This is a genomic window from Kitasatospora sp. RG8, from assembly GCF_017813315.1.
In the GTDB taxonomy this organism is placed as follows: domain Bacteria; phylum Actinomycetota; class Actinomycetes; order Streptomycetales; family Streptomycetaceae; genus Kitasatospora.
On the sequence record NZ_JAGIYX010000005.1, the window covers coordinates 1 to 12,626 of the forward strand.

Here is a 12,626-nt window from a genome sequence, read left to right on the forward strand (position 1 = left end):
TGGTCATAGCGTGAGGGAAACGCCCGGTTACATTCCGAACCCGGAAGCTAAGCCTCACAGCGCCGATGGTACTGCAGGGGGGACCCTGTGGGAGAGTAGGACGCCGCCGAACAATCATTCACAGAGAACCCCCGATCCATCACGGATCGGGGGTTCTTTGCGTTTCCGGGGCTCTGCGTTTCCCGGAACGGCAACCCACCGGAATCGGGTGCATGCCGGAATCGGGTGCATGCCGGGGTCACGGCACGCCCCCCGGGTTACAGCGCGAGTTTGAAGCCGAGGTGCGAGCCGACGAATCCGAGGCGCTCGTAGAACCGGTGGGCGTCGGTGCGGGTCGCGTCCGAGGTGAGCTGGACGAGGTCGGCTCCGAGTTCGCGGGAACGGTCGACCGCCCACCGGATCAGTTCGGTGCCGAGGCCGCTGCCACGCTCGTCGGCGTGGATCCGGACCGCCTCGATGATCGTCCGGGTGGAGCCCTTGCGGGAGAGGCCGGGGACGACGGTCAGCTGGAGGGTGCCGATGGTCCGGCCGGCGCGCTCGGCGACGACCAGGTGCTGGTTCGGGTCGGTGTCGATGCGGGCGAAGGCCTCGCGGTAGGGGATGAGGTCGTCGGGACTCTCGCGGGCGGCGCCCAGGGGGTCGTCGGCGAGCATGGCCACTATCGCGGGCAGGTCCTCGGAGGTGGCACGGCGGATCGTCAGGTCGGTCATGATCACAGCCTAGGCGGGCGCGTGAGGCCCCGGTCCGCTCGCCGTCCGCCCTGTCTCACACCCGCACCCCTGCGCGTGCCCCTCAGCGGCCGTCCAGGGCCGTCCAGGCCCTTTCAGAGCGGCGTCCGGCCTCCGCCAGTGGGGTGATCCGGCGTCACCCGCCCTCCACCGAGCTGGTGATGACCGCGAAGGCGGCGCCGTGCGGGTCGGTGAGCTGGGCGAGGCGGCCGACGCCGTGCACGTCGGTCGGGGCGGTGCGGACGGTCGCGCCCAGCTGTCCGGCGAGGGCGACGGCGGCGTCCACGTTGGGCACCTCGATGTAGGGGAGCCAGTGCGAGGTGGTGCCGGCGGCGGTGTGCTCGGGGCCGAGCTGCACGATTCCGCCGTGGGCGTCCTCCGTTCCGCCGCCGGCCGGGGTGAGGACGGTGTACATCACGTCGCCGAGCGGGACGTCCTGCTCCTGCCAGGAGAAGACGGCGCGGTAGAAGGCCTTGGCCGCTTCGGCGTCGACGCTGAAGCACTCGGCCCAGCAGAAGGTGCCGGGTTCGTCGACGACGTCCAGGCCCGGGGTGTCGCGCGGCTCCCAGACGGCGAAGGCGGCGCCGGTCGGGTCGGTGTAGCCGGCCGCCCGTCCGTCGGTGAAGACGGTGAACGGGGCGAGGCGGACCTTGCCGCCGGCGGCCTCGACCACTTCGGTGGTCCGGTCGGCGTCGGCGGTGCAGAAGTAGACCGTCCAGCCGGGGCGGGCCGCCTCGCCGCCCGGGCCGAGGGCGGCGACGGTGCGGCCGTCCTGCTGGAAGAAGCCGTAGCCGCCGGATTCCGGGCCAGCCGGTTCGAAGGCCCAGCCGAACACGGTGGAGTAGAAGGCGACGGAGGCGGGGGCGTCCGGGCTGGTGAGGTCGAGCCAGTTGGGCGAGCCGGGGGCGAAGGCGGTGGTGAGCATGGCGGTGCTCCTCGGGCGTATGCCGGTCGCGACGGGGCGCGGGCAGGGTGCTGGCCCCCCTCCGGGGCTACCAGCCTGGCACCTGGTCCCGGGCTGTCGCACCCGGGCGGTACGGTGCGTAGCGGAACTGCACCCGCATTGGTGAAGGGGGCCCGGTGGCCAGGCAGACGCAGCAGACGCAGCAGGGCCCGCCGCGCCAGCTCGCCCAGGTCGAGGGTGTGCTGGAGCGGATCACGTACGCCAACGAGGAGACCGGCTACACGGTCGCCCGGGTGGACACCGGTCGCGGCGGCAACGACCTGCTGACGGTGGTGGGCGCGCTGCTGGGGGCGCAGCCGGGGGAGTCGCTGCGGCTGCACGGGCGGTGGGGGTCGCACCCGCAGTACGGCAAGCAGTTCGTGGTGGAGAACTACACGACGGTGCTGCCCGCGACGGTCCAGGGCATCCAGCGCTACCTCGGCTCGGGGCTGATCAAGGGGATCGGGCCGCGGTTCGCCGAGCGGATCGTCGAGCGCTTCGGGGTGGAGACCCTGGAGGTGATCGAGAACGAGCCGGGCCGGCTGATCGAGGTGCCGGGGCTCGGGCCGAAGCGGACGAAGAAGATCGCGGTGGCCTGGGAGGAGCAGAGGTCCATCAAGGAGGTGATGGTCTTCCTGCAGGGGGTCGGCGTCTCCACGTCCCTCGCGGTGCGGATCTACAAGCAGTACGGGGACGGCTCGATCGGGGTGGTGAAGAACGAACCGTACCGGCTGGCGTCGGACGTCTGGGGCATCGGCTTCCTGACGGCGGACCGGATCGCGCAGGCGGTGGGGATCCCGCACGACAGCCCGGAGCGGGTGAAGGCGGGCCTGCAGTACGCGCTGTCGCAGAGCACCGACCAGGGGCACTGCTACCTGCCCGAGGAGCGGCTGATCGCGGACGGGGTGAAGCTGCTCCAGGTCGACGTGGGCCTGGTGATCGACTGCCTGGCGGAGCTGGTGGCCGCCGAGGGGGTGGTGCGGGAGTCGGTGCCGGGGGAGGGCGGCGAGCCGATCACCGCGGTGTACCTGGTGCCGTTCCACCGGGCGGAGATCTCGCTGGCCAACCAGCTGTTGCGGCTGCTGAGGGCGGATTCGGACCGGATGCCGTGGTTCGCGGACGTGGACTGGCCGGTGGCGCTGGGGTGGCTGGCGAAGCGGACCGGGGCGGAGCTGGCGCCGGAGCAGGAGCAGTCGGTGCGGCTGGCGCTGACCGAGAAGGTCGCGGTGCTGACGGGCGGTCCGGGCTGCGGCAAGTCGTTCACGGTGAAGTCGATCGTGACGCTGGCGCTGGCGAAGCGGGCCAAGGTGGTGCTGGCGGCGCCGACCGGCCGGGCGGCGAAGCGGCTGGCGGAGCTGACCGGGGTGGAGGCGTCGACGGTGCACCGGCTGTTGGAGCTGAGGCCGGGCGGGGACGCCGCGTACGACCGGGACCGGCCGTTGGACGCCGACCTGGTGGTGGTGGACGAGGCGTCGATGCTGGATCTGATCCTGGCGAACAAGCTGGTCAAGGCGGTGGCGCCGGGTGCGCACCTGCTGTTCGTGGGGGACGTGGACCAGCTGCCGTCGGTGGGCGCGGGCGAGGTGCTGCGGGACCTGCTGGCGGACGGCGGGCCGGTCCCGTCGGTGCGGCTGACCAGGATCTTCCGGCAGGCGCAGCAGTCGGGGGTGGTGACGAACGCGCACCGGATCAACGAGGGGCTGCCGCCGTTGACGGAGGGGCTGGCGGACTTCTTCCTGTTCGTGGAGGACGATGCCGAGCGCGCGGCCGGGCTGACGGTGGACGTGGTGGCGCGGCGGCTCCCGCAGCGGTTCGGGTTCGACCCGCGGCGGGACGTCCAGGTGCTGGCGCCGATGCACCGGGGGCCGGCGGGTGCGGGGAACCTGAACACGCTGTTGCAGGCGGCGGTGACGCCGGCGCGGGAGGGGCTGGCGGAGCGGCGTTTCGGCGGGCGGACGTTCCGGGTGGGGGACAAGGTGACGCAGATCCGGAACAACTACGACAAGGGGCGGAACGGGGTCTTCAACGGCACGGTGGGGGTGGTGACCTCGCTCAGCGTGGACGACCAGCGGCTGACCGTTCTCACCGACGAGGACGAGGAGGTGCCGTACGACTTCGACGAGCTGGACGAGTTGGCGCACGCGTACGCGGTGACGATCCACCGGTCGCAGGGGAGCGAGTATCCGGTCGTGGTGATTCCGGTCACCACGTCCGCGTGGACGATGCTCCAGCGGAATCTGCTCTACACGGCTGTGACCAGGGCAAGGAAACTGGTCGTGCTGGTCGGGTCACGCAAGGCGATCGGGCAGGCCGTTCGGACCGTCAGCGCAGGTCGGAGGCACGCCGCGCTGGATCACCGGCTGGCCACTGGATGATTCTCCAACGGATGGTTGCCTCTATTGTTCTCTTGACGTGAAGAGATTTACGGCAGAGCCTGGTGGGGTGCCGATCTTGTCCGGTTCGTACCGGCTGCGGCGGCAGGTTTTGTAGGGGCGGTCCCTTTCGGGCCACCCCGGGTGCGCGGCTGTCCGCCAGATGGGGGATGGTAGAGACAGTCAGGGCACCTTGGAAGAGGATTCATTTCGTCGGTGAGGAAGACGTGAGCGACAACTCGGTAGTACTGCGGTACCAGGACGGCGAGTACGAGTACCCCGTCGTCGAGAGCACTGCGGGCAACGCCGGCTTCGACATCTCGAAGCTGCTCCCGCAGACCGGCCTGGTCACCCTGGACAACGGCTTCGGTAACACCGCCGCGTACAAGTCCGCGATCACCTTCGTGGACGGCGACAACGGCATCCTGCGCTACCGCGGCTACCCGATCGAGCAGCTCGCCGAGCAGGGCAGCTTCATCGAGACCGCGTACCTGCTGATCAACGGCGAGCTTCCGACGGCCGACCAGCTGTCGGAGTTCAACCGCGAGATCACCCAGCACACGCTGCTGCACGAGGACGTCAAGCGCTTCTACCAGGGCTTCCCGCGGGACGCCCACCCGATGGCGATGCTGTCGTCCGTGGTCGGCGCGCTGTCCACGTTCTACCAGGACAGCCACAACCCGTTCGACGCCGCCCAGCGTCACCTGTCGACGGTCCGTCTCCTGGCGAAGCTGCCGACCATCGCGGCCTACGCGTACAAGAAGTCGGTCGGCCAGCCGTTCGTGTACCCGCGTAACGACCTGAGCTACGTCGAGAACTTCCTGCGGATGACCTTCGCGGTGCCCGCCGAGGACTACGAGCTCAACCCGGTCGTCGTCAACGCCCTGGACAAGCTGCTGATCCTGCACGCGGACCACGAGCAGAACTGCTCGACCTCCACGGTCCGCCTGGTGGGCTCCAGCCACGCCAACCAGTTCGCCTCGATCTCGGCCGGCATCTCGGCGCTCTGGGGCCCGCTGCACGGCGGTGCCAACCAGGCCGTGCTGGAGATGCTGGAGAGCATCCAGAAGGACGGCGGCGACGTCGACGCGTTCATCCGCAAGGTGAAGAACCGCGAGGACGGCGTCAAGCTGATGGGCTTCGGCCACCGCGTGTACAAGGCGTTCGACCCGCGCGCCGCGCAGGTCAAGCTGCTGGCGCACGAGGTGCTCGGCCAGCTCGGCAAGTCCGACGAGCTGCTCGACATCGCGCTCAAGCTGGAGGAGCACGCGCTCAAGGACGACTTCTTCGTCTCGCGCAAGCTCTACCCGAACGTGGACTTCTACACCGGCCTGATCTACCGCGCCATGGGCTTCCCGACCAGCATGTTCACCGTGCTGTTCGCCCTCGGCCGGCTGCCGGGCTGGATCGCCCACTGGCACGAGATGATCAACGACCCGACCAGCCGGATCGGCCGTCCGCGCCAGATCTACACCGGCACCGCGATCCGCGACTACGTGGAGCTCGGGGCCCGCTAGGCACTCGCCGACGCAGGACCACGAAGGGCCCGGCCACCGGCCGGGCCCTTCGCCGTCACCCGCGAGGGTGGAAACGTACGGCGCACGACTCCGGGGGCGGCCGCAGCCCGGGACGGCCGCTCAAAGCGTCCCAGACCCGCCACTCCCCGGCGCCGTGCGCGAAGGCCACCGACAGGTCGGCGACCGTCCCGGGGCCCGCCGGAGCCCCGTCGGCGACAGTGGTGCCGCGCGGAGACGTGAAGCCGTTCGCCACGTCACCGCCCACCGGAAAAATCTGCCGCACTACCAACCTAAGACGTATCAGCGTGCGAGAAGTTACGCCCGGGGGGTGTGAGCTGCCTCTCGCCACGCTCCGTGTGCGCGTGGTGCCCGTCCCATATCACACCTTCCGCGGGCGGCTACGTCACCCTCCCCGCAGTCACGGCAACCGAGCGTGATAGTAATCGTGGCATTCCGGTACGGACCGCCCCGCACCCTCGCAGCGTGGCGGCGGAACTGGGGAGGGAGTGCGCAGATGGCCAGGAACGTGGTTGTCACCGGCGGTGGCACGGGGATCGGGTACGAGGTGGCCCGTCGCTTCGCCGAGGCGGGCGAACGGGTCGTGATCGTCGGCCGCCGGCGGGCGGTGCTCGAACGGGCCGCGGCCGACCTCGGGCCGAACGTCACCCCGCTGGTCTGCGACCTCGCCGACCCGGACGCCGTCGAGGCCGCGCTCGGTGAACTGCCCGAGCGGATCGACGTGCTGGTGAACAACGCGGGCAGCCGGGAGACCGTGATCGGCGGCGGGCCGCACGCCCTGCTGGCCCGCTGGCGCGGCGACTTCGAGCGGAACGTGCTGACCGTGGTGCTGCTCACGGAGTCCGTCCGGGACCGGCTCACCCCGGGCTCCGGCCGGGTGGTCACCGTCAGCTCGATCGCCGCGCTGCGCGGGGCCGGCTCGTACGGGGCCTCCAAGGCCTCGCTGCACGCCTGGAACCACTTCCTGGCCGCCCAACTCGGGACGTCGGGCATCACCGCCAACATCGTCGCCCCGGGCACGGTGGCGGGCACCGAGTTCTTCGGCCCGCGGCTGGACGAGGCCGAGGTCTCCCGGCGGGCGGCCAGGACGCTGCTGGGCCGGATCGGGGAGGCCGGTGAGGTGGCTGCGGCGGTCTACTTCCTGGCCTCGCCGGAGGCCGGGTTCGTCACCGGGGAGATCCTCCACTGCAACGGCGGCGAGCTGCTGGGCCGTTGAACGGACGCGCCGACGCGGACGGGCCCGGACCACGGGGTGTGGTCCGGGCCCGTCCGTCCGTTTCCGTGCGGTCGGGCCGTCAGGCGGCCCGGAAGCGGCGCAGCCGGAGGCTGTTGGTCACCACGAAGACCGAGGAGAAGGCCATCGTGGCGCCGGCGATCATCGGGTTGAGCAGCCCGGCGGCGGCGAGGGGTATCGCGGCGACGTTGTAGCCGAAGGCCCAGAAGAGGTTGCCCCTGATGGTGGCCAGGGTCCGGCGGGAGAGCCGGATGGCGTCGGCGGCGGAGCGCAGGTCGCCCCGGACGAGGGTGAGGTCGCCGGCCTCGATGGCGGCGTCGGTGCCGGTGCCCATGGCGAGGCCCAGGTCGGCCTGGGCGAGGGCGGCCGCGTCGTTGACGCCGTCACCGACCATGGCGACGACCCGGCCCTCGGCCTGGAGGCGCCGTACGGTGGCGACCTTCTCCTCCGGCAGCACCTCGGCGATCACGTCCTCCGGCCTGATGCCGACCTCGGCCGCCACGGCCGCGGCCACGGCGGCGTTGTCACCGGTCAGCAGCACCGGGCGCAGGCCCAGCCCGCGCAGGTCGGCGACGGCCTCGGCGCTGGTGGGCTTGACCGCGTCGGCGACCTCCAGCGCGGCGCGCGCGGCGCCGTCCCAGCCGACCGCGACGACCGTGCGGCCGGCGGCCTCGGCGTCCGCCTCGGCCCGGGCGAGTTCCGGCGGGAGCGCCAGCGCGCGCCCGGCCAGCAGGGAGGCGCGCCCGGCGACCACGGTGCGGCCCTCGACGGTGCCCTGCACTCCGAGGCCGGGGAGGCTCTCGAACTCCTCCACGGCGGGCGGCTCGCCCGTCCGGGCGGCGGCGGCCGCGGCGATCGCGGCGGCGATCGGGTGCTCGGAGGCGTGCTCGACGGCGCCGGCCAGCCGCAGGGCCTCGTTCTCGGTGACGCCCTCGGCGGTGTGGACGGCGAGCAGGGTCATCCGGCCGGTGGTGACGGTGCCGGTCTTGTCCAGGACCACGGTGTCCACCCGGCGGGTCGACTCCAGCACCTCCGGCCCCTTGATCAGGATGCCGAGCTGGGCGCCGCGGCCGGTGCCGACCATCAGGGCGGTCGGGGTGGCCAGGCCGAGTGCGCACGGGCAGGCGATGATCAGCACGGCGACGGCCGCGGTGAAGGCCTCGGTGGGGTTGTCGGAGGTCAGCAGCCACCCGACCAGGGTGGCGAGCGCGATCAGGATGACCGTCGGCACGAAGACGGCGGAGATCCGGTCGGCCAGCCGCTGGACGGCGGCCTTGCCGTTCTGGGCCTCCTCGACCAGCTGGGCCATCCGGGCGAGCCGGGTGTCGGCGCCGACCCGGGTGGCCTCGACCACCAGGCGGCCGCCGGCGTTGACGGTGGCGCCGGTGACGGCGTCGCCGACGGCGACCTCGGCGGGCACGGACTCGCCGGTCAGCATCGAGGCGTCCACGGCGGAGGCCCCCTCGACGACCACGCCGTCGGTGGCGATCTTCTCGCCCGGGCGGACCACGAAGCGCGTCCCGACGGTCAGCCGGTCCACCGGCAGCCGGACCTCGCGCCCGCCCACCCGTCGCCCACCACCACCCTCAACCGAGGACGCTTCGCGTCCGCCCCCGTCGTCCTGGAGGACGGAGACCTCCTTGGCACCGAGGTCGAGCAGGGCGTGCAGGGCGGCACCGGCCCGGCGCTTGGAGCGCGCCTCCAGGTAGCGGCCGAGCAGGATCAGCACGGTGACGCCGGCGGCCGTCTCCAGGTACAGGGTGGACGAGGCGTCGGTGGCGCCGACCGAGAGCGAGAACGGGTGCCGCATCCCGGGCATGCCGGCGTCGCCCCAGAACAGGGCCCAGAACGACCAGCCGAAGGCGGCCAGGGTGCCGAGCGAGACCAGGGTGTCCATGGTCGCGGCGCCGTGCTTGAGGTTGGTCCAGGCGGCGCGGTGGAACGGCAGCCCGCCGTAGACGACGACCGGGCCGGTGAGCGCGAAGGCCAGCCACTGCCAGTTGGTGAACTGCATCGACGGGATCATCGACAGCATGACCACCGGGACGCTCAGCACGGCGCCGATCAGCAGGCGGTCCAGCAGGGGGTCGGCCGGGGGCTGCCCGGGCGCGGCGTCCGGCCCGCCGGTCACGGGCTCGGGGGCGGCCGGCGGCGGGGGGAGCTCGGCGGTGTAGCCGGTGTTCTCGATGGTGGCGATCAGGTCGGCCACGCCGACCCCGGGCCCGAAGTCGACCCGGGCCTTCTCGGTGGCGTAGTTGACGCTGGCCTGGACGCCGTCCATCCGGTTGAGCTTCTTCTCGATCCGGGCGGCGCAGGAGGCGCAGGTCATCCCGCCGATGGACAGCTCGACGCGGTCCGTCAGTCCGGCCACTCCAGGGGCGGAGGTGCTCATGATGATCGGCTCCTTGGTCGGAGGGTACGGCGGGAGCGCCGGGTGCGGGCCCCCGCCGTACGCGCGGGGCTCAGACGGACCGGCCGACCAGCTCGTAGCCGGCCTCGTCGACGGCCGCGCGGACCTGCTCGTCGTCCAGCTCGGCCGTCGCGAGGACCGTCACGGTACCGGCCTTGGCGTCGGCCGCCACCTCGGTGACACCGGTGAGGGCGGAGAGCTCCTTGCTGACCGAGCTCTCGCAGTGGCCGCAGCTCATGCCGGTCACGGTGTAGGTGATGGTGCTGGACATCGGGGCCTCCAGGAGGTCTGGACCGCCGCGGGCGTGCGCCCGGGCTGCTCTGCTGATAACACCATACCCCTGCGGGGTATTCCCCGGGGAAGGGGGCGGCGTGGTGCGGATCGCGCCCGGCCGCCGGGACGGCGCGGACGAGGTCCGAGAGCTGAGCGTATGCGCCTGAACACGCCGCGCCCGAATCCGCGCCGGGTGGCGGGCGGATTCGGGCGCGGTCCGCGCCGGCGCCGGGCGGCTCAGGCGGGCGCCGCCGGGTACTGGGCCGGGATCGCCGCGCGCTCGCGGCGGACCAGCAGCCGCAGCCAGACCAGGCCTCCGAGCGCGACCACGACCAGCCCCAGGGTGTCGTACAGCGTGTAGAGGTGGACCTGCCCGCTGGTCGGGTCCGGCATGTGGCCGAGGTCGAACAGGGCGCGCTGCCAGTCGCTGGTGGTGGTCCTCGCGACCAGCCAGACCGCGATGCCGCTCATCGAGTCCCAGAGCGCGTGCAGCAGTGCGACGCCGAGATAGGTGAGCACGACCGGAAGGGTGAGGCGGAAGCGGCCACCGCGCCGCTCGCGGAAGAGCACCCCACCGAGGATGGCCGTCCACAGGATGTGGCCGACCGGCGCCAGCACCCCGCGCAGGATCTCGGTCTCCACCAGGTTCCTCAGCGAGAGGCCCTGGAGGCTGAGTACGGCGTTGAACGCGTAGCCGGCGCTCTCGAAGGCGGCGAAGCCGGCGCCGACGGTGGCGCCCAGCACCAGTCCGTAGCGCAGTCCGCCGACCCGCAGGTGCCGGCAGACCAGGACCAGGGCGGCGAGCTTGACCGCCTCCTCGATCAGGCCGACGCCGAGGTACATCCGGACGGAGGGGGAGAGCAGGTAGGTCTCCAGCACCGAGGCGCCGAGGACGCCGATGATGCCGCCGACGCCGAAGCAGGCGAGGATCCGGTCCGCGCCCAGGTCGGCGGCGTAGCGCTCGTACGCCCAGACGACCATCGTGGCCGGTACGAGGAAGCTGCCGAGGAGCACGATCGTCGGCACCAGGTTGCTGTTGCCGGTGGCGAAGGTGACGGCGACCGTGGCGACCCAGAGCAGTAAGCCGGTCAGGAAGACCCTGAGCCACTGGTCGGGGCGCGCCGTCGTGCGCGCCCGCGGGCCGGAGATGTGGCGGGTGTTGTGGTACTCGGACACCGGTGATGACCTCCCTTGCCTAGCCGCTTTCGTCGCACTGTATGACAAAACGGTCATATCGGTGCCGGTCGGCCCGGTGTGGGTCCGGCGGGTCGAGTCGCCCCGGGTGCGGGGGTGGGGTGGCTGATCGTCCGTTATGTTCGGTATGTGTTCCCGATCCGTCGAGCCCAGTCGCCCACGGCCCCGACGGCCGAGGGGCTGCCACCGGACCGCAAGCGCGGCGCCCTGCTGGCCGCCGACCTCCAGGACGTGCCGTTCTGGCGCCGGGCCACGCCGGCCGCGGTCGCGATCCTGCTGGTCGGCCTGGCCGACCTGCTCTCCGGCAAGGACCGCTACCTCGCGCCGCTGATGACGGTCGTCCCCACCATCGCCGCGCTCACCCTGCGCCCGCTCGAACTGCTGCTGGTCTGCTCGTTCGGCCTGTTCGCGGTGTTCGGCCTCAGCCACTACGACGAGGTCGACAACGTCAACGACGAGCGCTTCCTCTACGGCGCGATGGTCAGCTACCTGCTGCTCACCGTGTTCTCCGCCTGGGTCGCCCACCTCCGGATGCGCCGGGCCGCGGCCTTCGCAGCTGTCAGCTCCGTCGCCGAGGCCGCCCAGCGCGCGCTGCTGCGCCTGCCCGGCCCGGTCGTCGGGCCGCTGAACCTCGCGGTGCGGTACGTCTCCGCCGCCGACGCCTCGCGCATCGGCGGGGACCTCTACTCCGTCCTGGAGACCCCGCACGGCACCCGGGTGGCGGTCGGGGACGTCCGCGGCAAGGGGCTGGGCGCCGTCCAGACCGCCGCCGTGGTGCTCGGCGCCTTCCGCGAGGCCGCGTACGACGAGTCCGGGCTGCGCGGGGTGGCCGCCCGGATCGAGGCCAGCGTCGAGCGGCACGCGCCGGACGGGGAGTTCACCACCGCCCTGTTCGCCGAGTTCCGCACGCCGGGCGTGATGGAGCTGCTCCAGTACGGGCACGTCCCGCCGATCCGGGTGGACCCGGAGGGCGGGGTGCACGTCCTCGACGCGCCCGACCCGTGGGTCCCGCTCGGCCTCGGCCGGCTCGCCGCCGGCGAGCCGGCCAGCTGGGACCAGCCGTTCGGCGGGGAGGACGTGCTGGTGCTCTGCACCGACGGCGTGGTCGAGGCCCGGCACCGCAGGGACGGCGGGTTCTACCCGCTGGCGGAGCGGGTCGGCCCGCTGGTGCGGGGCGCGGCCCGCTCCTCGGCGGAGCTGGAGGCGGCGGTCGGGCGGGTCTACGCCGACCTGCTGGAGCACACCGGCGGGGAGCTGAACGACGACGCCCTGCTCCTCCTGATCACCCGGACCGATCAGGCCTGAGCCGCGGTGACCTCGGCGAGGGCGCGGAACACCAGGGCGGTGGAGGCCGCGCCCGGGTCCTGGTGGCCGACGCTGCGCGGGCCCAGGTAGGAGGCCCGGCCCTTGCGGGCCTGGAGCGGGACGGTGTCCAGCGCGCCCTGCCCGGCCGCGTCCGCCGCCGCCCCGGCCGCCCGGGGCAGGTCGGCGCCGGCCGCCACCGCGGCCCGGTAGGCGGCCAGCGCCGGGGCCCAGGCGTCCACGATGGTCTTGTCGCCCGGTTCGGCCCTGCCGAGGTCGCGCACCGCCTGGAGCCCGGCCGCCAGCGCCTCGCCGAACGCGGCCGGACCGGAAGGACCGGGCAGGGCGGCGCCCAGGGCGCGGAAGGCCTTCCCGTACAGCGGGCCGGCGGCCCCGCCGACCTTGGAGATCAGCGTGGTGCCGGTCCTGGTCAGCACCGCCCCCGGGCCGGCCGGGTCGAGGCCGTCCAGCGCGGCCAGTACGGCGGTGAAGCCGCGCAGGAGGTTGCTGCCGTGGTCGCCGTCGCCGATCGCGGAGTCCAGCTCGGTGAGCCGCGGCGCCTCCTCCTCCACGGCGGCGGCGATCGCGCGCACCCAGGCCGCGGCGAGCGGGGTGTCGAAGTCCATGTCCGTCTC

General features: G+C 72.7%; 10 protein-coding genes and 1 rRNA gene. 5 read left to right on the forward strand and 6 right to left on the reverse strand.

Translation table 11 applies throughout. The features are described 5' to 3' along the window. A 5S ribosomal RNA gene (gene rrf, locus J5Y04_RS09880) occupies positions 1-112 on the forward strand; the annotation flags it as partial. 145 nt (positions 113-257) lie between these two features. Here the strand turns inward: rrf and J5Y04_RS09885 are convergent. Both J5Y04_RS09885 and J5Y04_RS09890 read right to left on the reverse strand, forming a co-directional pair. After that, a complete protein-coding gene (locus J5Y04_RS09885) occupies positions 258-710 on the reverse strand; it encodes a GNAT family N-acetyltransferase (RefSeq protein ID WP_209411562.1) in 453 nt (150 codons plus the stop codon). A 154-nt stretch (positions 711-864) separates the two neighbouring features. Continuing rightward, the gene (locus tag J5Y04_RS09890; protein ID WP_209411564.1) at positions 865-1,653 is read right to left on the reverse strand and encodes a VOC family protein; all 789 of its coding nucleotides are present in this window, start codon (positions 1,651-1,653) and stop codon (positions 865-867) included. A 155-nt stretch (positions 1,654-1,808) separates the two neighbouring features. On the opposite strand from J5Y04_RS09890, the gene J5Y04_RS09895 reads away from it, so the two are divergent. The 3 genes from J5Y04_RS09895 to J5Y04_RS09905 all read left to right on the forward strand — a co-directional run bounded on the left by J5Y04_RS09895 (position 1,809) and on the right by J5Y04_RS09905 (position 6,794). After that, the gene (locus J5Y04_RS09895; protein WP_209411566.1) at positions 1,809-4,046 is read left to right on the forward strand and encodes an ATP-dependent RecD-like DNA helicase; all 2,238 of its coding nucleotides are present in this window, start codon (positions 1,809-1,811) and stop codon (positions 4,044-4,046) included. Between the two features lie 224 nt (positions 4,047-4,270). After that, positions 4,271-5,560 carry a citrate synthase gene (locus J5Y04_RS09900; protein ID WP_209411568.1) on the forward strand — a complete coding sequence of 430 codons (1,290 nt, stop codon included), beginning with the start codon at positions 4,271-4,273 and terminating at the stop codon, positions 5,558-5,560. Positions 5,561-6,074: 514 nt separating this feature from the next. Continuing rightward, positions 6,075-6,794, forward strand: a complete 720-nt coding sequence (locus J5Y04_RS09905; protein WP_209411570.1) for an SDR family NAD(P)-dependent oxidoreductase — start codon at positions 6,075-6,077, stop codon at positions 6,792-6,794. A gap of 79 nt (positions 6,795-6,873) precedes the next feature. Here J5Y04_RS09905 and J5Y04_RS09910 read toward each other — a convergent pair whose 3' ends face one another. From J5Y04_RS09910 to J5Y04_RS09920, 3 genes are all read right to left on the reverse strand, one after another. Further along, positions 6,874-9,204, reverse strand: a complete 2,331-nt coding sequence (locus tag J5Y04_RS09910; protein ID WP_209411572.1) for a cation-translocating P-type ATPase — start codon at positions 9,202-9,204, stop codon at positions 6,874-6,876. 70 nt (positions 9,205-9,274) lie between these two features. Then, the gene (locus tag J5Y04_RS09915) at positions 9,275-9,493 is read right to left on the reverse strand and encodes a heavy-metal-associated domain-containing protein (RefSeq protein ID WP_209411574.1); all 219 of its coding nucleotides are present in this window, start codon (positions 9,491-9,493) and stop codon (positions 9,275-9,277) included. A gap of 239 nt (positions 9,494-9,732) precedes the next feature. Continuing rightward, positions 9,733-10,671, reverse strand: a complete 939-nt coding sequence (locus tag J5Y04_RS09920) for a PrsW family glutamic-type intramembrane protease (RefSeq protein ID WP_307853029.1) — start codon at positions 10,669-10,671, stop codon at positions 9,733-9,735. A gap of 147 nt (positions 10,672-10,818) precedes the next feature. Between J5Y04_RS09920 and J5Y04_RS09925 the strand changes: the two genes are divergently transcribed. Then, positions 10,819-11,994 (forward strand): PP2C family protein-serine/threonine phosphatase, encoded by a 1,176-nt coding sequence (locus tag J5Y04_RS09925; RefSeq protein WP_307853030.1) that lies wholly within the window; start codon positions 10,819-10,821, stop codon positions 11,992-11,994. On the opposite strand, the gene dhaL is transcribed toward J5Y04_RS09925, so the two are convergent. Further along, the gene (dhaL, locus tag J5Y04_RS09930; protein WP_209411578.1) at positions 11,985-12,617 is read right to left on the reverse strand and encodes a dihydroxyacetone kinase subunit DhaL; all 633 of its coding nucleotides are present in this window, start codon (positions 12,615-12,617) and stop codon (positions 11,985-11,987) included. The genes J5Y04_RS09925 and dhaL overlap by 10 nt on opposite strands. Positions 12,618-12,626 lie beyond the last annotated feature (9 nt).

What these genes read in the sequence shown, in the direction of transcription:
- J5Y04_RS09885 (WP_209411562.1), bottom strand. Translation starts at nt 710, where the DNA reads ATGACCGACCTGACGATCCGCCGTGCCACCTCCGAGGACCTGCCCGCG.
- J5Y04_RS09890 (WP_209411564.1), bottom strand. Translation starts at nt 1,653, where the DNA reads ATGCTCACCACCGCCTTCGCCCCCGGCTCGCCCAACTGGCTCGACCTC.
- J5Y04_RS09905 (WP_209411570.1), top strand. Translation starts at nt 6,075, where the DNA reads ATGGCCAGGAACGTGGTTGTCACCGGCGGTGGCACGGGGATCGGGTAC.
- J5Y04_RS09910 (WP_209411572.1), bottom strand. Translation starts at nt 9,204, where the DNA reads ATGAGCACCTCCGCCCCTGGAGTGGCCGGACTGACGGACCGCGTCGAG.
- J5Y04_RS09915 (WP_209411574.1), bottom strand. Translation starts at nt 9,493, where the DNA reads ATGTCCAGCACCATCACCTACACCGTGACCGGCATGAGCTGCGGCCAC.
- dhaL (WP_209411578.1), bottom strand. Translation starts at nt 12,617, where the DNA reads ATGGACTTCGACACCCCGCTCGCCGCGGCCTGGGTGCGCGCGATCGCC.